This window comes from Streptomyces sp. SD15, assembly GCF_054462255.1.
The window spans coordinates 171890-198374 of record NZ_JBTLMO010000012.1; the positions used below are offsets into that span (position 1 = coordinate 171890).

Below are 26485 nucleotides of genomic sequence, written 5' to 3' on the forward strand. Positions count from 1 at the left end.
GGGGCCTCTGTCGGAGGGTGGAGAGCGACCTCGTACCTGGGGCCGGTGCCGCGCCGTAGCACCCCGCCCTACGCTCGTGCCGAGATGGAGACGATACGCAACTGGCTGCTCCCCACGCTGCTCGCGGCCGGACAGATCGCCTGGCTGTGGCCCGGAGCCGGCTTGGCCGGCGCGGAGGTGCCCGGGGCGGCGGCACTTGTCGCCGTCCTGGGCGCGGTGGTCGTCGAGACGGCCGCGCTGGGCCGTCGACGGCAGGCGCCGGTCCGTGCCCTGGCCTGGTCCCTGGGCGCTCTCCTGCTGGGCCAAGTGGCGTGGCATGACGGCTACTTCGGGGTGGGTGCGCCGGTCGCGCTGTATTCGGTCGCGGTCCGCTGCCCCGTGCCCGTGACCGTACGCGCGCTCGCCGCGGCCGTGGGTGTCGAGTGGCTCCTGTCCCTCATCCGCCTCGGGGTCCGGCCCGCGCTCGCCTCGGAGTGGGCGCTCGGTGCGCTCCTGTACGCCGTCTGCGCGGGGCTCGGTGAGGCCCGACGCCAGTGGCTCAAGGGGCGGTCGCTCGCGTCCCGTCGGCTGGCCGGCGCGGAGGAGACCCGGAGGCGGGCGGGCGACACCGAACGGCGGCGTCTGGCCCGCGAACTGCACGACGTGAGCGCCCATCACCTGACGTCCGTCGTCATCACGGCCGACGCCGCGCGAAGACTCGGCGACAACAGGCCCGAGTTGACGGCCGAGGCGCTGTCGTTCGCCGAGCGCACCGGCGCCGAGACCCTGACGGCGCTGCAACGGCTCGTCGGTCTGCTGCGCGACGTCGACCGTCCGGATCCCCGTCCGATGACCGCCCGTATCGAGGAACTCATCGCCGGCCTGAAAGTGCAGGTGGGGACAGGGCCCGGACGTATCACTCTCGAACAGACCGGTACCGTAAGGGTGTTGATGTCGACCCGGCCGAGTCCGCCGGAGTCCGTCCAGGAGGTGTCCCCGTCACCACACGCGTGATGGTCGTCGACGACCAGGCGGTGGTCCGCGCCGGATTCGCCGCCATCGTGGACGCCGAACCCGATCTGACGGTGGTCGCCGAGGCCGGTGACGGGGCGTCGGCGGTGTCGCTCGCCGCCACCGAGGCGCCCGACCTCGTCCTGATGGACATCCGTATGCCCGGCATGGACGGTCTCACCGCGACCCGTCTCATCACCGCGCAGGAGCGCCGGCCGCGCGTCCTCGTCCTGACCACCTTCGACCTCGACGCCTACGTGTACGAGGCGTTGCGCGCCGGGGCCTCGGGGTTCCTGCTCAAGGACGCCCTGCCCGAGGACCTGCTGTCCGCGATCCGCGTGGTCGCCGCAGGAGAGGGCATCCTGGCCCCGACCGTGACCCGCCGGCTCATCGACACCTTCGCCCAGGGCGCCCCGCAGCCGCCGTCCGTGACGGGTGCGCTGTCCTCCCTCACGCCACGCGAGAGGGAGGTCCTGCTGCACATCGCGTCGGGCCTGACGAACGCCGAGATCGGCTCCGCGCTCGGAGTGACCACAGGCACCGTGAAGACCCATGTGAACGCCCTGCTGTCCAAGCTGGGCCTGCGGGACCGGGTACAGGCCACGATCCTGGCGTACGACAGCGGGCTGGTCAGGCCGCGCGGAACGGCCTGAGCACGGGAGCCACGGCCGGCTCTGCCTCGACTGAGGGCACACGGAGGGCACGCCGCTCGGGATCGAGGCACGCGGCCTTCTCGAAGAACGCCGCTCCTGGCCTTCTGGCTCACTTGCCGGCTCCTGGGCCGTACCACTGAAGGGCCTGACCGGTGACGGCGGCGATGCACTCGAAGTCGCGGTCGCGGTGCAGGAGAGTCAGGCCCTGCAGTTCTGCCGTGGCGGCCACGACGAGGTCAACGGCTCCGGCGCTGCGGTGCTGCCCGCGCTGGGTGAGGATCTCCTGGACCTGCCAGGCCCGGTCGTACGCGCGGTCATCGACTGGCACCCAGCCGAAGAGCAGACGCAGGTCCTCGATGCCTCGGGTGCGGTCCTCGGCGGAGCGTGCGCTGCAGAAGAACTCCAACTCGGTGATGGGGCAGGTGGCCAGGAGGCCAGCGGCTGCCGCTCGGTCCCATCCGTACTGCTCGGCATCGCCGCGCAGCAGGCGGGCGAGTGCGCTGGTGTCGATCAGGAACTGCGCGGCGTTCACCGGCGGTAGTTCCCCTTGTCCTCGAAGAGGTCCAGGTCGAAGCCACCCTCCTCAGCCGCCGCACGCAGGCGCGTCAGCGCCAGAGCCCGCCGCCGGTTCTCCAGCACCTCGCGCAACGCGGTGTTCACCGTCTCCTTCTTGGTGCTGGTACCGAGGGCCTTGGCTACGTCCGCGACCAGCTGATCGTCGAGGTCGATCACGGTTCTACTCATCGAATACCTCCACTGATATCATTGCCGCCATCGTATATATCCTAAGTGATGCTTGGCGATCGGTCGGCCTGGACCGGTTGATCAGCCGACATCGTGGATGGGCGACCTCACTGATGCCAACCGGCCGTGATCGGTCACCGGCATGGTCACATCAGGGCGATGAGATGGAACGGCGGGCACATGTCTTCCCAGCGGTTCATCTTGCGCAGGGCCACCACCGCGGAGCGATCCTCGTAGATCAGCAGGATGTCCAGATCCGCGGGACGTTCGGACCGTAGTGCCGAGCCGAACAACCACACCTCCAGGGATGGCAAGCCACGTGCCGCCTCCGTCAGAAGTCTCAGGTGAGGCCAGCGACTCAGGTCCACTCGGAGACGAGACCGTCAACCGGAGACAGCGCACTGGCTCAAGGAGTACGCCCGCGGCACCGCCGTCCCTTCCCTCAGCGCCGCCACACTGGCACTTCTGCCCGTACCGCTGCCGCCCCTTGCCCACCAGCGGCGAGTCAGCGCCGCGCTGGATGCCGTAGACGCACAGATCACCGCGCATCGCGAACTCATTGGCTTGCAGATGCACACCCCTATGGCGGCGTAGGCGGTCTGAGGGATGATCCGCACGGTGCGCGGTGATTGCCTCGGCCGGTCAAGTGGGCCCGTCAGGGCTCCGGGAGAAGGCCGTGTCTCCGGCCATCGCCACGATCGCGTCCTTGACGAGCAGCACTCGCGGCGGGTAGCTCTGCACTTTGTCCCCGGGGTCGTCCAGTGCGGAGGTGCGCCGAACCTCCGCTCCGGTGCGACTGTCCAGTGCCAGCAGACGGCCGAAGCGGTTGCAGAAATAGACCCGCTTGTACGTCGCCGACACCGCGGGCGCGGACAGACTCTCCACGTCCGTCACCTTCTGCCAGAGTTGTTTGCCGCTGTCCGCCGACACCGCGGTGACCGACCCGTCGGACCGGACGAAGTAGACGACGCCGTCCACGAGGGTGGCCGCGCCGGTCAGCGGACGAGCCAGCGGTATCCGTCTGACCTGCCCGGTTTCCGAGGCCACCAGCAGCAGCGCGTTGTACGGCCGTTCGTACCCGGCTTCGTACACGTCCTTCGCGGTCTGAGGAGCGAGGAACAGGGGTTGCCCGCCGAGAGCGCCGAGCGCTTCCGCCTTCTTGGGCAGTGTGGCCGTTTCGGTCAGGCTGCCGGGTCCGAGCTTCATCAGCCCGACCGGGGCCTGGCCGGGCTCGTTGCCCTGCGAGCACAGGGCGTAGGGGACGCCTCCCAGCGCCGACGGAGTGCAGTACTCGTCCAGCGAGGACGCCTGCCACAGTTCCTTGCCGGTAGGCCCGTAGGCCACGAACGACGAGTAGTCGGGAGACAGGGTCAGCAACCCGCCGTCGTACAGGACCGCGTTCTCGGACTTGTTGATGTCGCGTTGCCACCGCCGGTGCCCGGTAGCGGCGTCGAGGGCCACCACGCGCCTGGTCCTGTCGTCCGGATCTTCGTACGCATAGACCAGCCCGTCGCGAACGCCGATCGGCTGCACTCCCTGAGGGCGGGTGCCGGTCCGCCACAGGGTGCGGCCGGAGGCCGCGTCGATCCTGGCGACCGTGACGCCCGTACCGCCACAGAACAGGGCGCTTCCCTCCGTCACGCATCCGGGGCTGCCGTAGTCGAGAGGAATTCCCTTCACGTCGTACCGCAGATCCGTGCGCCACGGCCGCCAGCCGTCGGGCAGTGACGCGGCACGGGCGGTGGCCGTGGCGTCGGAGGCGGTGGTGGTGTCCGGATCGGACACGAAGACACCCACACCGACACATAGCCCGGTGACGGCCAGCACCGCGCCGAGGCCGGTGAGCAGCATCCGGGCTCGGCGTCGCTTGCCGGAGCCGGAGCCGGAGCCGGAGCCGGAGTCGGTGTCCGTGCCGGTCGCGGCGGTGGGGCGGCGCCGGGGTTTCGCGGACTGCCCGGTCTTCGGGGACCCGGTGGCGTCGGATTCCGGCAGCGCCTGGAGCATGCGGTGTATGTCCGTCAGTTCCGGCCGTGCGGCCGGGTCCTTGTCCAGGCAGCGCTCGACAATGTCCAGGAGCGCTTCGGGCACGCCGCCGAGGTCCGGGGTCCCGAACACCACCTGATAGCCGATTATATACGGGCTGTCGGCGTCGAACGGTCCTGTGCCGACGGCCGCGAACACCAGCAGCGACCCCAGCGAGAACACGTCCGAGGCCGGGGTGACGTCCCGGGGGGAGGCCAGTTGTTCCGGCGACATGAACGGCGGAGTGCCGATCATCCGCCCGGTCGTGGTGAGGCTCTGGTGGTCAGAAGCCCGCGATATGCCGAAGTCGATGACGCGCGGCCCGTCCTCGGTCATCAGGACGTTGCCCGGTTTGAGGTCCCGGTGCACCAGGCCCGCCCGCTGGATGTCGCGCAGTGCCTCGGTGAGCCCCAGCCCCAGCGCGCGCAGTTCCCGCTGGCTCAGCGGGCCGTCCTTCTCCACGACTTCGGCAAGGTTGCGCCCCGGCACGTAGAGCGTCGCCATCCACGGCCGGTCGGCGTCCGGGTCGGCGTCCACGACAGGCGCGGTGAAGGCGCCGCTCACTCTGCGCGCTGCCCCGATCTCCTGCCGGAAGCGCGTCCGGAACTCCTCCTCCTGGGCGTACGTCTCGCGCACGAGCTTGACCGCGACTTGCCGTCCCGAGGCGGAGACTCCCAGATAGACGACTCCCATGCCGCCCGCCCCGAGCCGACCGAGAAGGGTGTACCCGCCTATGGACTCCGGGTCCCCGGTGCTCAGGGGCGTCATCGCCGATCATCCTTCCCAGCGTCTGCCTGCCTCACGGGGATCAGAGTAGGGCCTGCCGCCCCGGAAACGGGGCCGCGCCTGTCACGCACCGGTGTCCCTTTGCCCCTGAGCCGTGCGATGGGTCATCCGTCCAGATAAGGGCTCAACTCCTGGCCGTCCAAGCCGATGTCGCTGTGCGTCGAGGTGTTCATGTGTGCCCGTTTCGCAAGAGCCGGCGGTCTACGGTCGGGCTGTTGCCTCGTCGGTGGCGCTTGCTTTCACCGTGATTCCCCGCTGTTCCCCGCTCGTTCCGCCGGTACTTCGGAGGGTCATCACTGGCCACAGCCCGCCGCACGGTGTTCCGGGCAATCCCCAGATGCCGCGCGATCCCCTTGATCGACATCGGCCACACCTTCGCGCTTGAGGACGGTCACCAACCCGGCGGTGATCGGGACCGATAAGCAGAGCGACACCAACCCCACGCTCACCAAGGTGGTACGACTGCAAGGCAACACCGAGACCCGCTGAGTCAGTGCTGTCACGTCTGTCGGGCCCGGCTCTGGCCTCGGAGAGCCGGGCCCGATGCGAGCCTGACCGACGTCAGCCGTTACTGAGGTCGATCACGTGGAGACACACGCACACTCATCCCAGGCACATCGATACAGAAGCCGAACTTAGGCGACGGGTACATCAATCCAGTACATGGACTACGCTTGGTACATGTCTATGAAGCGCACGAACGTCTACGCCGACCCCGAGGACCTGGCGATCATCAAGGAGGCGGCCAAGCGGCGAGGCATAAGCGAGGCCGAGATCATCCGTCAGGGGATTCATCTCGCGGCGATGGCGAACCGTGTCTGGGACGAACCGTTGTTCTCGCGGACGTTCGAGGGGTCGGGGCGCACGCCGTCCAAGGCTGAGGTCCGTGACGCGGTCGCCGACGCGGTCCGCCGCGAGTCGGACTCCGGAACTGCCGCGTGATCATCGTCATCGCGGATACGTCCGGCCTCCTGGCCGCTCTCGACTCGACGCACCCGGAGCACAGGGGCGCGAACGAGGCGATCATGGCGGCCGGTCTCCTGATCATGTCCCCGCTCCTACTGGCGGAACTTGATCACGTGGCCACGCGTGGGTTGGGGCGCGGGGCCGCCCTGAGCGCGGTCGACGACCTGCGGCGCTGGATGAGCCGGGGTCGTGTCGTGATGCCGGAGATCACGGAGGGCCACTTGGGTGCCGCCCAGTCCGTCCGCGTCCGCTACGGCGCGCTCGACCTGGACCTCGCCGACGCGGTGAACGTGGCGCTTGCGGCCGACTACGACACTGACGCGATCCTCACCCTCGACCGACGGGACGTCCGGGCCGTACGACCATTGGGCCGTCACAAGGCGTTCCGGGTGCTCCCGGACGACCTTCCGCTCTGACACGAGATCCTCGGCGGCCAAGCGCCTGCTCCCGCAAGGAAGTTGTGCCCCTCCTGTCGAGATGCGCGATGAGCGGTAGGCGTCCGGCGCCGTTCGGGACGGGCAGGCTGAGTGCTCTGGCCGCGCAAACCTGCTGATGGTTGACGTGAAGTCGCAGGTCAGCGCCGTGCTACAACGTGAGCGGGCTGCACCCGCAAGGCGCTCGCGCCCTCCGCGTGCCCAATCTTCGAGCGCGACACGTGCCAGAAAACGCGGGAGAGCCCCGCTCACGCAAGAGCCCCAGGCCGCTGACCTGGGGCTTCAAGAAGAGCGGGTGACGAGAATCGAACTCGCACTCTCAGCTTGGGAAGCGACGGCGCTCGGGCGGCTGCATCGCAGCTGACCTGGGTGAATTCGTCGCGCAGGCGCCGTCGCGCAGGTCCGCCGGCACCGCTGTTCACCGTGGTTGTCCGCTCTGAAGGGCATGCTGTGGGCACGGCCTCGTTGGCCGGACATACCTACAGGATCCCCGCAGGCCATGACCCACCACGCTGAACGGGTGATGACGGTGAATCGCGGTCGCCAGGGCCCACAGGTGGCTTCGATGGGCCCTGGGTTTGCCGATTCGCGGTGGGTTCGGTGTTTCAGTCCACGGTGAAGAAGTAGTCGTAGGGTGCCAGTTGGACGCCGGAGCGGGTCGTCGCGTAGACCGTGAGGTCGTACCAGCCGTCCGCGGCCGGGGTCCAGTCGATGCTCGCGGTGTGGTGGGCGTCCGCGGGGACCGTGACCTCCGGGTCACCGTTGTTGAAGGTGTACGTGTAGCTCACGACATCCTTCACCTTCGGCGTGAACGTGAAGGTGCCCGGGACGCCGACGTCGCCGCCCGAACCGTTCTCGGGGTAGGCGTCCGAAGCGACGGTGGGAGTGGTGTCGTAGCTGATGCCCCACCAAGCCGCGTCGCTGACCCAGCCGTTCGCGCTGTTGCTGGTCACCTGGAGGTGCTCGCCGTAGATGCCGTCCAGCGCGAGCTCCGCGGTCGCCGTGCCGTCCGCCCCCGCCGCGACCTCGAAGGTCCTGTCGTTCTGACCGCCGATGGTCCGCACCGAGTAGCTCACGACCGGGCTCTTCGTCTGGAGTCCGGGGTCGGGACGGAGCGTGAACTCGGTCGGCTCACCGAACTCCGGTTTCGGGACGGCCGGGGTGACGGTGGGCGCCGCGGACTTGACGCGGAAGGTGTAGCTGGTGATCGCCGACCCGTTGTAGGCCCGGTCCAGGCTGCGCACCCACAGCGTCATCGGACCGGAGCCGGTCGGCGGGACCAGGCTCAGTGTGGCCGAACCGCCGAGCGTGTCGGCGCGCTTGAAGTATTTCGTGTTGGAGTACGGGTCGACAGGCTGCGGAATGCCGTAGTCACCGATGTTCGTGCCGATGACCGGCAGGTCCTGCTGCCAGGAGAACTCGAACCCCTCGACATCGTCGACACCGCCCGCGCTCAGCGTGAACTCGACCGGCTCGCCGCCCTCGTTCCACACGTCCGGCGAGTAGTTCGGCGAAGTGATGGTGGGCGCATTCGCCGGGCGGGTGTTGTCGGTCGTGACGTAGCAGGGGGCCGACCAGTCCGAGACCGCGTCCCCGACCACCGTCTGCGCCTGCCACGCGTAGGTCTGCCCGTCGGCGAGCGCACTGGCGGGCAGGGTGGCGGGGGCCTCGAAGCCGGGGGTGACGCGGTCGCGGGTGACCGTCGTGATCCGCGTCGGGTCGGTGACCGGCCAGGCCTGATACCGCACGCCGACCAGGGAGTTGCCGGTGGTGTCGGTGATCCCGGGGATACCCTCGACGACGAGGCCGTCGCCGGCCCAGCGGTACGAGGGCCGGTCCGCGTCGGTCGAGCAGTGCCGGTAGCCGTTGAACAGCTGAGTCGGTGTGGTGGGCGTCCCGTCGGCCGCGCTCGCGGGCGACGCGGCGGCGGCCAGTGCCAGGCCGAGGGTTCCCAGAGAAGCGAGGACTGCACGGGGTCTCGCGCCGAAGGGCATGGTCAAGTGATCCCTCCCGTTTGGATGCCCGCACGCGGTGCCCTGATGCGCACTGCTGTACGAGCGGCGAGGGGATCGTACTGAAGCGCCGCAGGCCGACGCATGAGGATTAAGGAGAGCCGAGCGAGCGACGGCGCGGACCCTGGTCCTCCGGACAGGGGGCGTGCCATCGGGGTGGCGTTTGCTGATCGCGCCAACCACGCGTCTCACTGCGGCGAGGCAACCGACGCGAGGTCGTCGGAGCGGGCCCAGCTGATCCATCAGTCCTCGACGGCGAAGCACCAGCGGAGGCTTGCCCAGGGCATCGACGTCGAGGTGCGCGCACAGCTTCGGGAAACTGCTGTGGCCCGACAGAGCGCTCGCGAGGCATGAGGCGCTGCCGTCCCTGCACGGATCCGGCCGACTCGGCCGGACCCTCGGCTTAGGGACGGTGTGCTCGAACCAGCAGCGCTCGGACCGACGGGCTCAGCTGAGGAGACGTCACGATCGAGATCCGCCTACTCCGTCTCTGGCACGCCGATGTCCGAGAAGATGGCCTGTGCCTGTCGCCTCATCATTCCGGCGGCGGCGCCATCGGTCTTCCGGTGGGCGCGGGCGAGTGCCATGAGGGCGCGGGCCTCGCCGAGTCGGTGGCCGGTCTCGCGGTGTACGGCGAGGGCCTCCTGGCCGAGCTCGACGGCTGTGCCGTGTGCTTCCTCGGCCTCCGCTGTCTCGCACAGGGCTGTCAGAGTCTGGCCCTCCACCACGCGGAACGAGTGGTCGCGGGCCAAGGTCAACGCCTGTTCGGCGTGGGTGCGGGCCTCGTCGTACCGGCCGGAGTCCTTGTAGGTGAGTGAGAGGCACAGGAGGCTGTCCGCCTCGGCTCGTCGGAATTGCGCCTCGCGGGCCAGGGCGAGAGCCTGCGTGCCGACCTGAAGAGCCCGGTCCATCTGCCCCAGTCGTCGGCGGGCGGTGGCGACCGTGGTGAGGATGCCGGACTGAACCCAGTGTCGTTTCGTGTCCTCGACCCGGGCGAAGGCCTCCTCGGCCTGCTCCAATCCTTCGCTGTGGTGGCCGAGTTCGACATTGATCTTCGCGATGGCGGCGAGCATCATCGCGTGGCCGTCGCGGTAACCGGCCCGCTTGTCGGAGGCCACCTCCGGGCCGAGGAGGTCGAGTCCGTCGGTGAGACGGCCGAGTTCCCAGTACACCCCGCCCAGGATCTGCAGGGCCGAGCTGGCGTCCCACCAGCTGACCTCTGCCTCGAGGTCGACGGCACGTTCGAGGTGGTCGGCCGCCTCGTGCAGCCGGCCCAGGTCCCGACAGGCCATACCGAGGCCGACCATGCCGAATCCTTCGAAGTAGCGATTCCCGGTCTCACGGAAGAGGCGCAGGCCGGCGGTGAAGTCATCGTGCGCACTGTCGAGGCGCGCCATGCTCCACTGCGCGAAGCCTCTGAGACCGAGACCCGACGCCTCGCCCGTCGCCCAACCGAGCTCCCGGCTGATGTCCAGTGCGCGTGTGGCGTGTTCCATCACCTGTAGGACATGCCCCCGGTCCCACCGTGCCGCAGCGAGGCTGGAGTGCATCGCTGCCTGGCCGAACAGATCACTCTCGGTCTCGGCAGCGTCCAGTGCCGTCTGCGAGGTGGTCTGCCAGGTCTTCCGTGGCAGATGGATCCAGAAGTCGCTGAACAGTGCGGAGGTCAGGTGCCAGGCGACGGGGCGGGGTCCGTGGTGGGCGGCATGGTTGATGACGGCGAGCAGATTCGCCCGTTCCGCATCCAGCCATGGTCCGGGCGCGGAGGCCGACGGCATGCCCGGGTGCCTCCCGGGACCGGGACGGAGGCTGCCGGGCAGCTCCGGAAAGAGTCCGGCCCCCGCCATGGTTCGGGTGGCGTTCAGGTACCAGATCAGGAGCCGTTCGAGGGCCGCTTCACGGTCCGGCGCCGCCTCCTCCACCAGCGCACACTCCTGCGCGTACTCGCGGAGGAGATCGTGGAACCGGTAACGCCCCACCGTCGCCGGTTCGATCAGGTGGGCCGAGGTCAGCGCACCGATCAGACGCCGGGCCTGCTGCAGCGGCGCATCCAGGAGGGCAGCTGCGGCCTCGGTGGTGAACTCCGCTCCCGGGAACAGGCCGAGCAGACGGAACAGCCGGCGTGCGCCGGGCGCCAGGACCCGGTACGACACCGAAAAGGCCGTACGCAAAGGAGAGTTGGCGTCACCGTCCGGCTCCAGCGCCTCCAGCTTGTTGCCCTCGGTCATCTCGGCGACGAGGTCGGCCGTCCGCAGGGCCGGATCGCCCGCGAGCCTGGCGGCGGCCACGCGCAGGGCCAGAGGGAGGCTGCCACAGAGCCGGATCAGTTCGTCGACCGCGTGTTTGTCGTCGTCGACCCGGTCCGTGCCGAGGGTCCGGCTCAGCAGCGCGCGGGCCTCGTCCGGCTGGAGGAGATCCAGGGGCAGGGCGTGGGCGCCGTCGTGGGCGACGAGGTCGCCGAGCCGGTTGCGGCTGGTGACGAGGACGCAGCAGTTCGGGCCGGACGGCAGCAGCGGACGTACCTGCTCGGCCGAGGCCGCGTTGTCCAGCAGGACGAGCATGCGCCGGCCGGCCAGCAGGGTCCGGAACACGCGGCTCTGGGCCTCGTGGTGCGGGGGGATCTCCGATGCCGCGAGCCCCAGGCTGCGCAGCAGCAGTTCAAGGGCCTCGCCGGGCTCGAGGGGCTGCCGGTCGTGGTCGAAGCCGTGCAGGTTGACGTAGAGCTGGCCGTCCGGGAAGCGGTCGCGGACCTGGTGTGCCCAGTGCACGGCCAGCGCGGTCTTGCCGATGCCGGCGGCGCCGCCGATGGCGGAGATGACCACGGTGTTCGCCGTCCCTGGCGCCCGCGCGGGCGCCAGCAGCGAGTGGAGGCAGTCGAGTTCGCCGCTGCGGCCGGCGAAACCCGGGGTGTCGTGCGGGAGTTCGGCGGGCACGGCGCTCTCCCGCGGTGTGGGGAGCACCGGCGGGGGCGGACGCAGGAGGAAGGCGTCGTCCTGGTGCAGTATCGCTTCGTGCACCCGGCGCAGTTCCTCACCGGGATCGGTTCCGAGCTCGTCACGCAGTCGTACGCGCAGGCCCTCGTAGGTCTTGAGCGCTTCCGCCTGACGCCCGCAGCCGTACAGGGCCCGTATGCGCAAGGCCGTCAGCGACTCGTCGTAGCGGTCAGCCGCCGAGGACGCCGACAGCCCGCTCAGGTCGTCGAGGGCATCACCGAACCGGCCCAGCAGGACCAGGCACTTGAGCCGCTCCAGCCGGAACGTCCGTCGGCGTTCCTCCATCCGCTGCCGCTCCTCCTGCGCGAATGGTCCCGGCAGCCCGGCCAGGGGCTCGCCCCGGAACAGCCCGATGGCTGCGGAGAGTTGGTTTGCAGCGGTGGCCAGGTCGCCCGGCGCTACGGTGCGCAGTGCCTCGGCACCCCGTTCGTCCAGATCCGCCGTATCGAGCCTGACCTCCTCGACGACGAAGCGGTACCAGCCCTTGCCGCTGCGGATCACCGACTCCGCGGGCCGGGTGCCTTCCGGATCGAGCACCCTGCGCAGCGAGTTGACGTGAGTGGGCAGCACCTTGTGGCCGCCTGCGGGAGGCTCGTCGCCCCACACAGCGTTGAGCAGCCGCTCGTGACTCACCATGGCCCCCTGGCGCAGCAGCAGAGCGGCCAGCACGGCCTGCCGCTTCACCGGCCCCAGTTCCAGCGGCGTCCCGCCCCGCCATGCTCGTAACGGTCCGAGCACTTCGAACCGCAGCGGCTGAGGAGACCTGTCGTCCATCCCGAAGCTTCCTCTCCTCCACCTCATCGGAATTTCATCAGAATTGCAGCACCCCCAGCCAGGGTGATGGACACGACATCGCACAACCCGCACAACCGAAGGGGGTCCGCGTGACCGAAGTGGAGTTGGTGGCCACCGCGTTGGCTACGGGGGCGGCGGCCGGACTCACCGACACCTCACGAGGAGTCGTCCACGACCTCCACGCCGTGCTGAGGGAGGCGGTTCGCCGACGGTTGTCCAGTGGCGGCGCCGGCGTGCGAGGCGGATACGGCGTACGGGTGCTGTACGCGTACGAGACGGACCCCGATGTGTGGCGGACCCGGCTGCTCCAGGTGCTGGCCTCCGGGCTGGAGATGGACGAGGAGATCCTCGGGGCGGCCCGCGCAGTGCTCCGCGCGGACCGCCGGGCAGGGCACGTCATCGTGGACGTGGTCGGCTCATGACGGGGTGCGCGACTCTTCCGGCCGCGCTGCTGGGCGCGGGTGTCGCCATGGTGATCTCACCACTGGTGGAAGCACCCAGGGACCACCGCGAGCTGGGGCGGGAGGCCCGCAGGCACTCGTACGACATCACGTTCGGGTGGCGAAGGATCCGACCGCAGCTTCCGCAACGCAGTGGGTAAAGGGTTGCGGCACACGGAACAGATGAATGCTCCTGGCGGATGTCCGTGATCAAGCACAAGGACCTGGAACTGAGCGAAACGGAGTGGACCGAAGGCCGAGAGTGCCCTCCTCGGGAGGACGGCTGCACCGTCGCGAGGGAACTGCAGGCTGAGGGCTCTCATACATGGGAAGCAACGACGCTTGACTGGCCCCTGCGGTTCTGACCTGCGGAGATGCCCTGTGCTGCAGTGGCTTTTCCGGTCGGATCGCACCCCTGTTGACCGTGGTTGACCGCCCTTACGGGCACGCCAAGGGCACGGAGCCGCAGAGCGGGCGAGGCGCGTGTCGCTGGTGTCGCTTCCATGTGCTGGATGCCTGGACTCCTACGCCGGCTGAATGGTGCCGTCGCGCATGCACATGGATGCCGTCTCTCGGAGTTCGTCCTCAGTCGTCGGCCGAGAGTCGGACTCTGTTGCTTCGAAGGGGGGCTGAGAAGGACCTCGGAGGGTTGGCCAGCCGAGATCCCCCGTCGGTGGGGGAGTCTGCCGCCTGCCGAACTGCGGTACTCAGTCGTCTTGGTTCTGCTGCTCCTCCTCGCCCTGACGATGCGGGGTCGCCGCGCGCCTCGCCTGGACAGCCCGGCGCCAGAAGCTCGTGCAGGACGACTCGTGCAGGACGAAGCGAGGCCCCAGCCATGGCGGGGCCGCAGGCCGTTGTGCCTGCGGCCCCGCTCGGGCGTTGGGGTCAGGACGGGCCGCCGTACTGGAGGCCGCGTCCGTTGGTGCCGACATAGACGCGCCCGAAGGTGTCGGGGTCGCCGGTGATGACGCCGACACCGCCGATGCTGCCCCACTGGTGGGCGTCGTCGTTGACGCGGAGCCAGGTGGCGCCCTTGTCGGTGGAGCGGAAGACTCCGGTGACGTCCTTGACGGTACCGATCAGGTACAGGGCCTGATAATCGGCGCCCTGCGCGGCCTTGCCGAAGCCGAGGGCGGAGGCGGACTTCACCGTGGTGAGTGTGGTGAAGGTGCGGCCGCCGTCGGTGGAGTGCAGCAGCCCCTTGCCGCCGCCGGAGATCCACAGGTCCCCGGCGATGCCGGGGACGGCCGTGAGGTCGCCGCCAGGCAGGTTGGTGGCGCGGGCGGTGAAGGTCGCGCCGCCGTCGGTGCTGGCGTAGAGCGTGCCGTCGGCCAGTGAGTAGAAGGTCTTGGCCGAGGAGCGGTCGGCGACGACCACGGCGCCGGTGCCCAGGCCGCTGACCTTCGACCAACTCGCCCCCTTGTCGGTGGAGCGGTACGGGGCCTGGCCGGCCTGGGTCCAGACGATGGCGGAGCCGTCCGCCGCGAGCGCGACCTGGCCGCTGTCGGCGCTGCCCACCGGCTCTGCCTTGAAGCCGTTCCAGCTGTTGCCGCCGTCCGTGGAGTAGGCGCCGTCCTGCGCGCCGCCACGGCCGACGCGGACCATCAGCGCCGGGTTGGGCTGGGCGAAGTCGATGTCGGTGCTGGTGATCATCATCGGGTTGTCCAGCCGCCCTGCGGGCACCTTGGTCAGGGAGTCGTGGCGGAAACCGCCCAGGTCGCCCATGGCGGTGATGACGGTGGCGCCGCCGGGCGGGGCGATCGCGTCCATCAGCGAGGTCTCCTCCAGCCCCTGCGACCCCACGATCCAGTGGCTGGTGCCGCCGCTGTCGGTGGCGTTGGCGTCCTTGCTGCGCCAGATGCCGCTGCCGGTGCCGTACAGCACGTGCCCGGAGTTGAAGGGGTCGATGGCCATGGCGGTCATCCAGTGCCCGATGCCGGTACCGACATAAGGAGCGCCGGAGGCGTCCCGCTCCGATTTCGCGGCCTGTGCCTTCCAGGTCGTGCCGCCGTCGGTGGTCCGGTACAGCTCGTCCTGGGGCCACCAGCGGTGGAGGGTGGAGACCATCACCGTGGACGGCTTCTGCGGGTCGACGGCCAGACCGGAGAACCCGTAGTTGCCCTGGGACGGGGAGATGTTCTTCCACGCCCCGCCGGCCGGCGTGTGCTTCCACACCGAACCCGCCGTCGCGTCACCGATGGAGTTGGCGTACGTCATGTACAGCGAGCCGTCACCGGAGACCACGCCGTGCTGCGGCATCTCGCCGGTGGGCTGCCCGGAGACGGCCTGCCAGGTGCTGCCGCCGTCGGTGGAGCGGTACAGGGAGGTGGACTTGTCGGCGACGCCTACATAGACCGTCCTGCTGCCGGCCGGGCCGTACGTCACGAAGGCGATGCCCGCGCCGCTGCTCGCCCCGTCCTTGACGGGGAACGAGGAGACCTGACTCCATGTCACGCCGTGGTCGGTGCTGCGCCACAGGCCGTTTTTGCGGGTGCCCAGCAGCAGGGTGCCGTTGTCCGCGGGGTTGATCGCCAGGCGCTCGCCCGCCCCGCGGCCGTGTTCGTTGGCGCCCAGCTTGAAAGGCAGAGCGGTGCGCTTGAAGGTGCGGCCCCGGTCCGTGGAGCGCAGCAACTCGGCGTTGCCCGCCCAGCCGTTGGTGTAGGTGCCCGCCGCGGCGTAGAACCGGTCGGGGTCGACGGGGTCGGTGGCCAGCGAATCGATGCCCAGCAGGTTCCAGTCCTTCTCGTCGACCCAGTCGGTGAGCGGGATCCACTGCTCGGCCGCGGTGTCCCAGCGGTAGGCGCCGCCCATGTCGGTGCGCGCGTACAGCAGACCCTTCTCGCGCGGGTTGAACACCAACCCGGTGACGTAACCTCCGCCCACCACCTGGGTGTTGTTCCACACATACGGTCCGGCCGCGGCCGTGCTCTGCGCCCCGCCGGCCCCGGCCGCCTGGGTCTCGGCCGTTTTCACCAGCTTCCACTGCTGGTTGGTGCTGTGCCTGTCGGGATACTGCATGACCGCCGCACCCTGGGCCGTGGAGCCTCCGGAGACGTCCAGAACCAGGCCGCTCCTGCGGGAGGTGAAGGTGACGGCGTCGGAACCGCTCACATCGTCGATCCGCCACTCCTGGGAAGCGGAGGAGCTGTCGGTCTGCTGCTCGGCGGCGGCCTTCTCTGCGGTCGAATTGCCCGCTATGCCCAGCACTTTGCCGCTGTTGCGGTTCACCAGCTCGTAGTAGCCGTCCCCGGTGGGCTTCAGCTTCCATTGCTGGTTGGCGGTGTTCTGGTCGGTCCACTGCTGGATACGGGTGCCGTCGGCGGTGGAGAAGCTGTTGACGTCCAGCACCTTCCCGCTGCGCACGGAGACCAGCCGGTAGTAGGCATCGCCGTCGACCGTCGCGGCCTGCGAATCCTCCTGCACGAACAGGAAATACGGCACGACGATGGCGGGCACGCCGAGCAGTAGACCGGTCGCAGTCCAGCGACGGCGGTGACGCCCGCGGCGCCCGCCGTTCGTGAGGTTGTTCATGGGGAGGTGTTCTCCTTGCATACCGTTCACCAGAGGAAGGCGGAGCCAGCTCCGTAAGGGCCGGATCCGACTCCTTGTGGTCACAGGCTCCGCAAAGGGTTGCCTTGAGCCGGGAATTTTTTTCAGGTCACCTCGTGGTGCGGTAGGCGTTGATCAGGAGAACTACGCCGAGCCGGGGCCTGATGGGCTGCTCTTCGTCAGTGAGAAGGGTGCTCCCTTGCGGCGGTACCTTCGGGCGGAGGCGGCGGAAGGCGCGGGAGCTTGTCGGCATGCCCGAGGGCTTCCGGCTTTACGATCTCCGGCATGCAGGGCGCACCCTGTCGATGCGCTCCGGTGCCACCCTCAAGAACGCCATGGTCCGTGCCGGGCAGTCCTCCGGGAAAGCGGCGCTGATCTATCAGCACTCCGACGACGAGCGACAGCAGGAAGGTGCAGCCGGACTCGACGCGGCCATACGCAAGGCTCGCCAGGAAGCTGCGGCCGTGCCAGGTGAAGACACCGTTGATCCAGACGATCAACCTTCTGGCACGAATCTGGCACGTGGCGAGTGATCACCACGGACAGCAAAAAGACCCGGGTCGATGACCTGGGCCTTTGTCATGGAGCGGGTGACGAGAATCGAACTCGCACTCTCAGCTTGGGAAGCTGATGTTCTACCACTAAACTACACCCGCGTAAGACGCCGACCGAGAGCCGGTGTCGAATGCTCGCTCACTCTACCTCATGCCCGGCCCCCGGTGCTGAAGCCGTGGGGCCGGGGTGCGTTCCGGGGGGTGGATGCGGCTGCGGGGGACCGGAGTTGGGGCATACGGTGGGGGCGGAGAAGAGGGTCTGTGCGTGGCCGGAGTGCCGCCTGGAAGGCCGTTCCCTTCGTCCCGTAATGTGGCCATTCGTCGTCAGTCAGACGCGGCTCTTGGGGAAGGGACTCTGAGGACTTGATCGAGCGCACCGTCGTCCGTTGTGCCGAGGGGCACGTGTTCAGCACCGCTTCGTTCCCGATGCAGCAGGCCGAGCGGCTCGGCCCTGGTCGACTGATCCGGTGTCCGCGGTGTACGCGGCTCCGGAACGTCGTTCCGGTCACGCTGGAGAAGCGGTAGGCAGTGCCGGTAGGCAGGTATGTAGGTAGGAGAGAGTAGGGAGGCGCGGGGGACTGGTCACAATTGCTGACAGTCCCCGCGTATCCTCGGGGCGTGCTTCTCTCAGACAAGGACATCCGGGCCGAGATCGACGCCGACCGGGTGCGTATCGACCCGTACGACGAATCCATGGTGCAGCCCTCGAGCATCGACGTGCGGCTCGACCGCTACTTCCGGGTGTTCGAGAATCACCGCTACCCGCACATCGATCCCTCCGTCGAGCAGGCGGATCTGACGCGGCTCGTGGAGCCCGAGGGCGATGAGCCGTTCATCCTGCATCCCGGGGAGTTCGTTCTCGCCAGTACGTACGAGGTCATCTCGCTTCCCGACGATCTCGCCTCGCGGCTCGAAGGGAAGAGTTCGCTCGGGCGGCTCGGGCTCGTCACCCACTCCACCGCCGGGTTCATCGACCCCGGGTTCTCCGGGCACGTCACCCTCGAGCTGTCGAATCTCGCGACGCTCCCCATCAAGCTCTGGCCGGGCATGAAGATCGGGCAGCTGTGCATGTTCCGGCTCAGCTCGCCGGCCGAGTTCCCGTACGGCAGCGACCGGTACGGGTCCCGCTACCAGGGCCAGCGCGGGCCGACCGCCTCCCGGTCCTTCCTCAACTTCCACCGGACCCAGGTGTGAGGCTGTGAGCATGTCCGACGTACGCGAGAACCTCACCTACGAGCGGTTCGGGGTCGCGGTCCGCGAGCTCGCCCAGACCATCGCCGACGACGGGTACGAGCCCGACATCGTGCTCAGCATCGCCCGTGGGGGAGTGTTCGTCGCCGGTGGGCTGGCGTACGCCCTCGACTGCAAGAACATCCATCTCGTAAACATCGAGTTTTATACGGGCGTGGGCACCACCCTGGAAATGCCCGTCATGCTCGCTCCCGTCCCCAACGCCATCGACTTCTCCGACAAGAAGGTCCTGATCACCGACGACGTCGCCGACACCGGCAAGACGCTAAAGTTGGTGCACGACTTCTGCGTCGACACCGTCGCCGAGGTCCGCAGCGCCGTGATCTATGAGAAGTCCCACTCACTCGTGAAGTGCGAGTACGTGTGGAAGCGGACGGATGACTGGATCAACTTCCCGTGGAGTGTTTTGCCTCCAGTGCACAGGTCAGGGGAAGAGGCCAAGTTGAACAAGGAAGCGCTCTGACCTGCACAGAGTGGGCGCACCGTACTCGCCTCCACTGACAGCCAACCCCCTGGATCACGCGTCCGGTGGGCGCTCCCAAGCGGCCGGACAGGTCCTAGGTGTTTTGAGCATGCGCGTCGTCGACACTCGCGGATCGAAGGCATCCGTGTGGGGTGAAGGCGTTGAAACAACACCGTGGTGAACCGTTGGCCAACGCCATATGCTCCCTCTGATCGATCAAAGACTCCCGTGGGGGGACATTCATGCGCACAACCGCGCGCCTTGCCCTGCTCGGCACCAGCGTCGCGCTGGTCGCCACCGCAATCGGTGCCACCGCCGCCCAGGCGGAGGACGGCGGCAAGGGCAACATCACGATCGACAAGGTCGTCGTCAACGGCGGCAAGCCGGTCGTGGTCGGTACCACCACCGTGGTGTCCGCCAAGGTCTCCGTGACCGCGTCGGACGATTCGGGCATCGCCGAGACCACGTACATCAGCGCCTTCGGTCCGAAGCCGAACTACGCGCAGATCTGGTACGACGACGGCGAGATCACGTGCGTCAAGGCGAGCGCCACCACGTCGACCTGCACGGGCACGCTGACGTTCGACCCGCAGGCGTCGACCGGCTTCGTCAACAACAGCGCGGCGGCCACCTGGAACCTCGGCACGCTGGTCTCCGCCCATGACTACAACTACATCCACCGGGACGCGGCCACCACGTTCAAGGTGCAGCGCTACTCGAAGCTGACGGTCAACGCCTCGCCGGAGCCGGTGAAGAAGGGCAAGACCATCACGGTCACCGGCAAGCTCTCCCGGGCCAACTGGGAGGACAACGAGTACCACGGCTACGCGAACCAGTCGGTGAAGCTGCAGTTCCGCAAGAAGGGCAGCAACACCTACACCACGGTGAAGACGATCAAGTCCAACTCGACGGGCAACCTCAAGACGACCGTCACCGCCTCCACCGACGGCTACTTCCGCTACAGCTTCGCGGGCACGACGACGACTCCGGCGGTCAACGCGACCGGCGACTTCGTAGACGTCCAATAGCCACGCACTGAGAGCGTTTCTGAGACCTGATGCGGGAGAACGCCGATTCGACCACAGGCGACCGTCACACCACGCCTGGTCGAGTTTCAGCGGATGCCCAGCAGGGGCGCCGTCTTCACCGGGACGGCGCCCCTACCGGTATGACGGTGATGATAAGGAATAACGGCTCAGCGAAGGCGCTCGGCGCTCCCCCCGCCATGGCGGCCGGCCGCCGCGGTTCCGGCCCCGTCGTAATCCTCCAGACCCGCGGGACCTGGTCCGTCCATGATCGGCGCATCCTGCAGGGTGGTTTTGCCCCCTGCCTCAAGGGCACATGACCAGTGAGACTCCGCGGAGGTACCGAGATGAGTGCCGGAGAAAGAGCCAAGGCAAAGGCCGAACAGGTCGTCGGAAAGACCGTGCGGAAGGCGGCCCACGCGGTGCACAAAGAAACCCTCGCAGCGAAAGGCGCCGCACTCGAAGCACGGGGCATGATGCGGGGCGCGAAAGAAGGAACCAAGGGCTCCTTCAAGCGCTGACAAAATCATGACATTGGTGCACCGTGGTCGTGTGGCACCGAACCATTTACAAGGCAGTGGCCATCCAGCGAGCCGCAGTATCAGGGGGCGCAGCAGACGGCAGGTTCTCGGCGCCTGAGAACGGCGGCAACGAAAGGAGGGGCTCCCCGCACCGTGCAGCGCGGGGAGCCCCTTCTTCTTCGTACGTCGTCTAGAACGTACCCAGCTTGATGATCGACAGGATCGCGATCAGCTGGATCGCCGACGCGCCGAGCGCCTTCGGCCACGGGAGGTCGTGGGACTTGCTGACCATGAGGGTCAGCAGGGCGCCCGCCGCCACCCAGGTCGCCCAGCCGAGGAGTTGGACGAAGGAGGCGTCGCCGCCGAAGAACATGGCGACGATCAGGCGCGGGGTGTCCGTGATGGACATGATCAGCATGGAGAGGCCGACCGTGGGCTGCCAGGCGCCGTCGCCGCCGAGCTGGCGGGCCAGGGTGTGGGTGACCACGCCCAGGATGAAGGTGCTGATGACGATCGCCACGGCCGTCGTCAGGACGATCGGGATGGCGTTCGAGAGGGTCGCGTTGATCGCTTCCTCGCGCGCCCCGTCGAAGCCGAAGACGGCCAGCAGGCCGTAGAGGAACGTCACGATCAGGGCCGGGGCCCACATCGTGTAGTCCCGCATCTGGAGGAAGGTCTGGTGGGGGCTGGTGACGATGCCCTTCAGCAGGTCCTTCCAGTGCAGGCGGGGGCCGACCGGTGGGGCAGCGGCCTGGCCTGCGTGGTACGTCCCGCCCTGGTTGTAGGGGTCCTCGCCGATCGAGAACGCCTGGGTGTGACCGGGGCTGTTCGCCGCGTACGGGTCGGGCCCCTGTTGGGGGTGCCCGTCGCCGAAGTACTCCGGCTCGCCGTGGCCGCCGGCGCCACCGGTCTGGGGCCACCCCTGGTGCTGCCCGCCGTAAGCCTGCCCGCCGTACTGCTGCTGCGGCGCGGGCGGATAGCCGTACGGCTGCTGGCCTCCCTGCGGGGCCTGCTGTCCGTACGACGGTTGGTGTTGTTGCGGTCGCGCTTGCGGGGCCCGGTTGTCCCGGCTGCGTCCGATCCTGAATCCAGCCACGTCATCGAACGTACCTGGTCCCGGCCGACACCGTGCCCGGCCTGGGGTCTTGGACCCGGGTTTGGGTCCGAGCTGTGACATCCCCTAAGGGAAATCCCAGGGGTCCCTTACGGGCAGTTCACACCACACGTACTTGCCCGCGGCGCCCGCGTTCGCGCCGTTCACCTGGAACCAGCCCCAGTCGTCGACGTACGCCCGGACGAGGTGCAGGCCGCGGCCCGCCTCGCCGTTCGGCAGGGCGGTACTCGGCGGCGTGGGGGTCGTGGGGGATGTAGAGGGTGTACTCCCAGGGGGCGGGCATGGGGGTCTCGGTGAAGACGCTGCCCTCGTGGACGCGCCGGCAGACATGGCGGCCGAACGGGGGCGCGGCTGGTGGGAGGAGTGCCGGGAGCTGGTGCCGACGGGTTACTTGGACCCGGCCGAACTAGAGGCCCATACCGCTGAGTTGAAGACGTTTCAGACGCCGCGCCCCACGGAGCCCTGCGGCTGCGCGAAAGCGACGAGCCCGGCACGGTGATGACCGCCACCGCCACCGGGCTCGCCGCCCTCATACGTCACCTGCGCGGCGACCGCTACTGAAGCATTCCGTCGACCGCCGTGGTGTCCACGGACGTCACGCCCGTCGTCGTCACGCCCTTCGCAGCGCCCCGAAGCAGCAGCGAGCCGTACGACGCCCCCACGTACAGGTCGGCCTTGCCGTCGCGGTTCGTGTCGCGGAGGCGGACCGTCGAGCCGAAGTAGTCGTCGGCCTGCACGGCACCCGGGATGCCCGCCGTGCTGCGCGCGAACCACTGCGAACCCGTGGCGGACAGGCCCGACGCGCGGCCGTACAGGACGTGGACGCCGCCCGCGTACTCCTTGCCGCCGATGGTCTCGCCGTACGCGCCGATCGCGAGGTCGCGATAGCCGTCGCCGTTGACGTCACCGGTGGCCAGGTCGTCGCCGAAGGAGTCGTACGTCTCCGCCGTGTCCGCGATGCCGCTGGTGTTCTGGGTGATGCGGGCGCTCTTGCCGGGGCCGCTGGAGCCGCCGTACCAGACGGTGACGCGGCCCTTGTACGTGTCGTACAGCGGCGTGCCGATGGCGATGTCGCCGTAGCCGTCCTTGTTGAAGTCGCCGGTGACGCCGTCGCCGCCCCGGTCGCTCTCACCGCCGTTGCCGTTCTTGCTCTCCAGGCGCAGGGTCTTGCCCGGGTACAGCTTGGCGCTGCCGCCCTTGATGAACCAGGCGTCCGAGGCGATGTAGGTGTCGGAGACGACGTCGCCGATGATGACCAGGTCGGTCTTCTTGTCGCCGCTGACCCGACCCGTGACCAGGGCCGTTGAAAAGAAACTGGACGAGGCCTTGTCCAGGGTCGTGACCGAGCCGTGGACGCCGGAGCGGGAGATGGAGCCCCGGTAGACGTAGGTCTTGCCGGCGTTGACGAGGGCCAGGTCCGGCTTGCCGTCGCCGTTGAAGTCGCCGGTCGCGAGGTCGGAGCCCATACGGGCGTACGAGGTCTTGGGGCCCTTGTTCGGTAGGGCCAGGCCGCCGGACAGGCCCGTCTTGCCGCCCCACAGGACGGTGACCGTGCCTCGGTCCGCGTGGCCGTCGACGTTCTCGCCGGTCGCGGCCACCGCGAGGTCGCCGTAGCCGTCCTCGTTGAAGTCCGCGGCGGTGCGGACCTCGCCGAAGAAGTCGTCCGTCTCGTCGGAGCCCGGGACGCCCGCGCTCGACTGGTCGATGAACTGGGTCTTCGTGCCGGGTCCGGTGGCCGTGCCGAAGGTGACCTGGACGCCGCCGCCCTTGCTGTGGAAGTCGTTCCCGTACGAGAAGACGGCGTAGTCCCTGAAGCCGTCGCCGTTGAAGTCGTCGGCGTACTTGGCGGCTGCGGCGGCGGCGGGCGCGGACAGGGTGAGCGGGACCAGGCCGGAGGCGAGGAAGGTCCCGGCCAGGAGGCAGGTGCGCTTGCGCAAGAGGACTCCAAGGGTGGGAGAGGGCCCGCGCGTCCTGGGCGCGGGCCCAACTGCTGGATGCTGTCCGCCGGTTCGGGGGCGGACGGCACCGTCGAAGGGAGCGGGGGTGTCAGCCTGTGAGTACGTCGCCGAAGTACGCGTTGCCCGACGGGCCGCCCAGCGTGGTGCTCCCGAAGGTCTTGGAGCCGCCCGCGGTGACGCCGGCGGTGGTGGACTTGAAGGTCCAGACGGCGCCGTCGCTGGTGTTCTCGTTGCGTGCGCTCGCCACCAGCTCCGCGCGGCCGTCCCCGGTGATGTCCGTGAGCTGGACCGCGGAGCCGAAGAAGTCCAGGGACTCCGCGGTGCCGGGGACCCCGGTGGTGTTCTGGGAGAAGGACTTGGCGCCGGGTCCGGTCAGACCGGCGGACGAGCCGCGCAGGACGACGACTATGCCGGCCTTCTTCGCCGAGCCGATGGTCTCGTTCTCGACACCGACCGCGATGTCGGCGTACCCGTCGCCGTTGGTGTCGCCCGACGACAGGCTCCAGCCGAAGCCGTCGTTCTTCTCGGCGGTGTCGGGGATGCCGGCGGTGTCCTGGGTGATGCGGACGGGTGCGCGGGTGCTGAGGCCGCCCGCCGCGCCGTACGTCACCGTGATCGCGCCGCCCAGGCCGCCGTGCGGCGCCTCCGCGGACTTCTCCATGAAGTTGCCGGTGACGATGTCGCCGTAGCCGTCCTTGTTGATGTCGGCGATGGTGGCCGCGTAGCCGCCCGCGACCTTCTTGCCCGCCTTCAGACCGGTGGCCGAGCCGGTGTAGAGGACGCTGCGGGTGGGGGCGACGTTGCCGACCTCCTCCTGGCCCATGACGAGGAGGTCCGTCCTGCCGTCGCCGTTGACCTCGCCCGCGACGATCTTGTCGGTGTTGATGCCGGTCTGCGTCATCGTGTCGATGCCCACGAGCGAAGCCGCCTTGCCCTTGCGGGAGATGGGGCCCTTGAAGATGTTCAGCTCGGGGTAGGCGACGTTGGCGGCGGCCAGGTCGGTGTGGCCGTCGCCGTCGAAGTCGCCGGTGGCGACGTCCCAGCCGAGCTCGTAGCGGTTCTCGGGCAGCGGGGAGCTGATGTCGCTGGCTCCCTTGATGCCGCTCGCGCCGCCCCACAGCACGGTGATCGTGCCGGAGTCGCCGGTAGAGCCGACCTGCTCGCCGTGGACGCCGACGACGATGTCCGTGTAGCCGTCGTCGTCGAGGTCGCCGGTGGTGAGGCGGTCGCCGAAGTAGTCGCCGGACTCGGCCGTGCCGGGGATGCCGGTGGTGTTCTGGCTGATGATCTGCCGCTTGGCGGTGTTGAGGCCGCTCGCGGTGCCGTAGACCACGGCGACGTAGCCGGCGCCCGTCTTGCCGGAGACCTTGGCGATGGGCGCGGCGATCGCGAGGTCGCGGTAGCCGTCGCCGTTGAAGTCGCCGGACAGGCCGGAGGGCGCGGCGGCGGCCGTGGTGGCGGGCAGGGTGAGGGTGGTGACAAGGCCGGTGGTGAGGGTCGCGGCCAGCAGGAGGGTGCGCTTGCGCAAGGCGGGCTCCGTGGGAGAAAGGGGTGGCAAGGGGACGCCGGGCCCGTACCTACGGGCCCGGCGTGCGCGTGCGAAGGCTCAGTCCGCGAAGATCGCGCCGAACTGCGCCGGGGCCGTCGTCGAGACGCCCACCGTGCTCGGGGCGATCGTCCGGGCGCCGGTGGTGGTGATCTTCGTACCGTTGGAGGGCAGGTAGGTGACCGCGCCCTTGGCGCTGTTCTCGTAACTGCCGACGATCAGGTCCGCCTTGCCGTCGCCGTTGACGTCGTCGAGCTTGACGTCCGCGCCGAAGAGGTCGTTCTTCTCGTCGTCGCCGGGGACGCCCGCCGTGCTCTGGGCGAAGGCCTGCGCGGCGCCGTCGGTCTTGACGCCGGTCGCGGTGCCGTACAGGACGGTGACGGTGCCGGTGTTCGTGGCGGTGCCGATGTCCTCGTTCGGGGTGGAGACGACCACGTCCTGGTAGCCGTCGCCGTTGACGTCGCCCAGGTCCAGCTCCCAGCCGAAGGCGTCGTTCGTCTCCGAGGTGCCGGGTACCTTGCCGGTGTTCTGGGTGATGCCGGTGGTCGCGGCGGGGCCGGACGCCGAGCCGTAGGTGATGTTCACCTTTCCGCCGTGCGCCGCGCCCGGGACGGTCGTGCCGTCGCTGAGCTTGTTCTCCCAGCCCGCGCCGCTGACGATGTCGCCGAAGCCGTCGCCGTTGATGTCGCCGATGGCGGTGATGATGCCGGGGCTGAGGGTCTTGGCGGAGGCGGCCTTCAGACCGGTCGCCGTGCCCGGCACGAAGTAGTTCGTGTTCCAGCCGTACTGGGTCTTGGTCTCGTAGCCGTCGACCACCAGGTCGGTGCGGCCGTCGCCGTTCACGTCGCCCGCGGTGAGGCTCATCGGGCCGTAGGGGTTGGTGCCGGAGCCCGCCACGATCGGGGGCTTGATCGTGGAACGGCCCGCTCCGGGTGCGCCGGCGGAGGTGATGCCGCCCTTGTAGACGTAGATCGTGCTGGATGAGTTGCCCACGGCCAGGTCGGCCTTGCCGTCGCCGTCGAAGTCGCCTGCCGCCAGGTCCTTGCCCCAGAAGTCGTGCGAGGAGGAGGCCGGGTCGGCGATGGCCACGCTCTTGCCGGTGAGGCCCGTCGCGGAGCCCCAGAGGATGGCCAGGGCGCCGGCGTTGGTGTCGGTGCCGAACTTCTCCCACGGGGAGGACACCGCGAGGTCGTCGTACCCGTCGCCGTTGAAGTCGGCGTACGCCAGCTCGCCGCCGAAGCCGTCTCCGGTCTCGGCGTTGCCGGGGACGCCGGTGGTGTTCTGGCTGATCGTGGAGCGCTTGGCGGAGGTGATGCCGCTCGCGCCGCCGTAGAGCGCGACGATCTGGCCGGCGGTCTTGTGGCCGCTGACATAGGCGCCGTGGGCCGAGGCGACGACGTCGCCGATGCCGTCGCCGTTGAAGTCGGCCTTCGTCACCTTGAAGGAGTCCGCGGCGGTCGCCGTCGACGCCGAGAACGTGAGCAGACCGCCCGTCAGCGCGGCCGCGGTGGCCGTCGCGAGGGCGAGTTTCACAGCGTGCGGGTGGTGCTTGTGCATGCGGGGGTCTCCTGCGGCATGCGGGGATGCCTCGCCGGCATCCACAGTCAATTGGGGTGCGACCGCCGCGTGTGTCGGGGATTGTCCCAAGGTGCGCGGTCGGGTCGACTAT

20 protein-coding genes, 1 tRNA gene and 3 pseudogenes are annotated in these 26485 nt (G+C 69.0%); 12 read left to right on the forward strand and 12 right to left on the reverse strand.

The genetic code is table 11. The annotated features are described in order from the left end of the window. The first annotated feature begins 84 nt into the window (after window positions 1–84). On the forward strand, window positions 85–993 hold the full coding sequence (locus ACX28W_RS14820; RefSeq protein ID WP_458999391.1) for a sensor histidine kinase: 909 nt from the start codon (window positions 85–87) through the stop codon (window positions 991–993). Beyond that, a complete protein-coding gene (locus ACX28W_RS14825) occupies window positions 993–1643 on the forward strand; it encodes a response regulator (RefSeq protein ID WP_458999392.1) in 651 nt (216 codons plus the stop codon). Before ACX28W_RS14820 ends, ACX28W_RS14825 begins: the two co-directional genes overlap by 1 nt. Before the next feature lie 109 nt (window positions 1644–1752). On the opposite strand, the gene ACX28W_RS14830 is transcribed toward ACX28W_RS14825, so the two are convergent. The 3 genes from ACX28W_RS14830 to ACX28W_RS14840 all read right to left on the reverse strand — a co-directional run bounded on the left by ACX28W_RS14830 (window position 1753) and on the right by ACX28W_RS14840 (window position 2701). Further along, on the reverse strand, window positions 1753–2175 hold the full coding sequence (locus ACX28W_RS14830; protein WP_458999393.1) for a PIN domain-containing protein: 423 nt from the start codon (window positions 2173–2175) through the stop codon (window positions 1753–1755). Next, on the reverse strand, window positions 2172–2387 hold the full coding sequence (locus ACX28W_RS14835; protein ID WP_458999394.1) for a type II toxin-antitoxin system VapB family antitoxin: 216 nt from the start codon (window positions 2385–2387) through the stop codon (window positions 2172–2174). The genes ACX28W_RS14830 and ACX28W_RS14835 overlap by 4 nt, the downstream gene beginning before the upstream one ends. 146 nt (window positions 2388–2533) lie before the next feature. Next, window positions 2534–2701 (reverse strand): hypothetical protein, encoded by a 168-nt coding sequence (locus ACX28W_RS14840; RefSeq protein WP_458999395.1) that lies wholly within the window; start codon window positions 2699–2701, stop codon window positions 2534–2536. 97 nt (window positions 2702–2798) lie between these two features. Here ACX28W_RS14840 and ACX28W_RS14845 point away from each other — a divergent pair. Continuing rightward, a pseudogene (locus tag ACX28W_RS14845) lies at window positions 2799–2981 on the forward strand (restriction endonuclease subunit S); the annotation flags it as partial. A gap of 48 nt (window positions 2982–3029) precedes the next feature. On the opposite strand, the gene ACX28W_RS14850 reads toward ACX28W_RS14845, so the two are convergent. Beyond that, the gene (locus tag ACX28W_RS14850; protein ID WP_458999396.1) at window positions 3030–5177 is read right to left on the reverse strand and encodes a protein kinase domain-containing protein; all 2148 of its coding nucleotides are present in this window, start codon (window positions 5175–5177) and stop codon (window positions 3030–3032) included. A 699-nt stretch (window positions 5178–5876) separates the two neighbouring features. Between ACX28W_RS14850 and ACX28W_RS14855 the strand changes: the two genes are divergently transcribed. Further along, window positions 5877–6137 carry a ribbon-helix-helix domain-containing protein gene (locus ACX28W_RS14855; RefSeq protein WP_458999397.1) on the forward strand — a complete coding sequence of 87 codons (261 nt, stop codon included), beginning with the start codon at window positions 5877–5879 and terminating at the stop codon, window positions 6135–6137. Beyond that, window positions 6134–6577 carry a PIN domain-containing protein gene (locus ACX28W_RS14860; RefSeq protein WP_458999398.1) on the forward strand — a complete coding sequence of 148 codons (444 nt, stop codon included), beginning with the start codon at window positions 6134–6136 and terminating at the stop codon, window positions 6575–6577. The genes ACX28W_RS14855 and ACX28W_RS14860 overlap by 4 nt, the downstream gene beginning before the upstream one ends. 623 nt (window positions 6578–7200) lie before the next feature. On the opposite strand, the gene ACX28W_RS14865 is transcribed toward ACX28W_RS14860, so the two are convergent. Then, window positions 7201–8589, reverse strand: a complete 1389-nt coding sequence (locus ACX28W_RS14865) for a hypothetical protein (RefSeq protein WP_458999425.1) — start codon at window positions 8587–8589, stop codon at window positions 7201–7203. A 231-nt stretch (window positions 8590–8820) separates the two neighbouring features. Between ACX28W_RS14865 and ACX28W_RS14870 the strand changes: the two are divergent. Beyond that, a pseudogene (locus ACX28W_RS14870) lies at window positions 8821–8961 on the forward strand (tyrosine-type recombinase/integrase); the annotation flags it as partial. 125 nt (window positions 8962–9086) lie between these two features. Here the strand turns inward: ACX28W_RS14870 and ACX28W_RS14875 are convergent. Next, on the reverse strand, window positions 9087–12374 hold the full coding sequence (locus ACX28W_RS14875) for an AfsR/SARP family transcriptional regulator (RefSeq protein WP_458999399.1): 3288 nt from the start codon (window positions 12372–12374) through the stop codon (window positions 9087–9089). 110 nt (window positions 12375–12484) lie between these two features. Between ACX28W_RS14875 and ACX28W_RS14880 the strand changes: the two genes are divergently transcribed. Further along, on the forward strand, window positions 12485–12817 hold the full coding sequence (locus tag ACX28W_RS14880; RefSeq protein WP_458999400.1) for a hypothetical protein: 333 nt from the start codon (window positions 12485–12487) through the stop codon (window positions 12815–12817). A 903-nt stretch (window positions 12818–13720) separates the two neighbouring features. Here ACX28W_RS14880 and ACX28W_RS14885 read toward each other — a convergent pair. Then, window positions 13721–16366: an RICIN domain-containing protein gene (locus ACX28W_RS14885; protein WP_458999401.1), complete on the reverse strand. Its 2646-nt coding sequence runs from the start codon at window positions 16364–16366 to the stop codon at window positions 13721–13723. 163 nt (window positions 16367–16529) lie between these two features. Here ACX28W_RS14885 and ACX28W_RS14890 point away from each other — a divergent pair. After that, window positions 16530–16917: pseudogene (locus ACX28W_RS14890) on the forward strand (tyrosine-type recombinase/integrase); the annotation flags it as partial. 49 nt (window positions 16918–16966) lie between these two features. On the opposite strand, the gene ACX28W_RS14895 reads toward ACX28W_RS14890, so the two are convergent. Further along, window positions 16967–17040 (reverse strand) — tRNA-Gly (locus tag ACX28W_RS14895). Between the two features lie 516 nt (window positions 17041–17556). Between ACX28W_RS14895 and dcd the strand changes: the two genes are divergently transcribed. The 4 genes from dcd (at window position 17557) to ACX28W_RS14915 (ending at window position 20198) form a co-directional block, all read left to right on the forward strand. Next, window positions 17557–18132: a dCTP deaminase gene (gene dcd, locus ACX28W_RS14900; protein ID WP_458999402.1), complete on the forward strand. Its 576-nt coding sequence runs from the start codon at window positions 17557–17559 to the stop codon at window positions 18130–18132. Window positions 18133–18142: 10 nt separating this feature from the next. Next, window positions 18143–18652, forward strand: a complete 510-nt coding sequence (locus tag ACX28W_RS14905; RefSeq protein WP_458999403.1) for a phosphoribosyltransferase — start codon at window positions 18143–18145, stop codon at window positions 18650–18652. Between the two features lie 242 nt (window positions 18653–18894). Next, a complete protein-coding gene (locus tag ACX28W_RS14910; protein WP_458999404.1) occupies window positions 18895–19680 on the forward strand; it encodes a calcium-binding protein in 786 nt (261 codons plus the stop codon). Between the two features lie 344 nt (window positions 19681–20024). Further along, the gene (locus ACX28W_RS14915) at window positions 20025–20198 is read left to right on the forward strand and encodes a hypothetical protein (protein WP_458999405.1); all 174 of its coding nucleotides are present in this window, start codon (window positions 20025–20027) and stop codon (window positions 20196–20198) included. A gap of 190 nt (window positions 20199–20388) precedes the next feature. On the opposite strand, the gene ACX28W_RS14920 is transcribed toward ACX28W_RS14915, so the two are convergent. From ACX28W_RS14920 to ACX28W_RS14935, 4 genes are all read right to left on the reverse strand, one after another. After that, complete coding sequence (locus ACX28W_RS14920; protein WP_458999406.1) at window positions 20389–21375, reverse strand: Yip1 family protein; 987 nt, start codon at window positions 21373–21375, stop codon at window positions 20389–20391. 491 nt (window positions 21376–21866) lie between these two features. Then, a complete protein-coding gene (locus ACX28W_RS14925; RefSeq protein WP_458999407.1) occupies window positions 21867–23249 on the reverse strand; it encodes an FG-GAP and VCBS repeat-containing protein in 1383 nt (460 codons plus the stop codon). Between the two features lie 109 nt (window positions 23250–23358). Then, complete coding sequence (locus ACX28W_RS14930) at window positions 23359–24798, reverse strand: FG-GAP-like repeat-containing protein (RefSeq protein ID WP_458999408.1); 1440 nt, start codon at window positions 24796–24798, stop codon at window positions 23359–23361. Between the two features lie 78 nt (window positions 24799–24876). Beyond that, window positions 24877–26373 carry an FG-GAP-like repeat-containing protein gene (locus ACX28W_RS14935; RefSeq protein ID WP_458999409.1) on the reverse strand — a complete coding sequence of 499 codons (1497 nt, stop codon included), beginning with the start codon at window positions 26371–26373 and terminating at the stop codon, window positions 24877–24879. Between the last annotated feature and the right edge of the window lie 112 nt (window positions 26374–26485).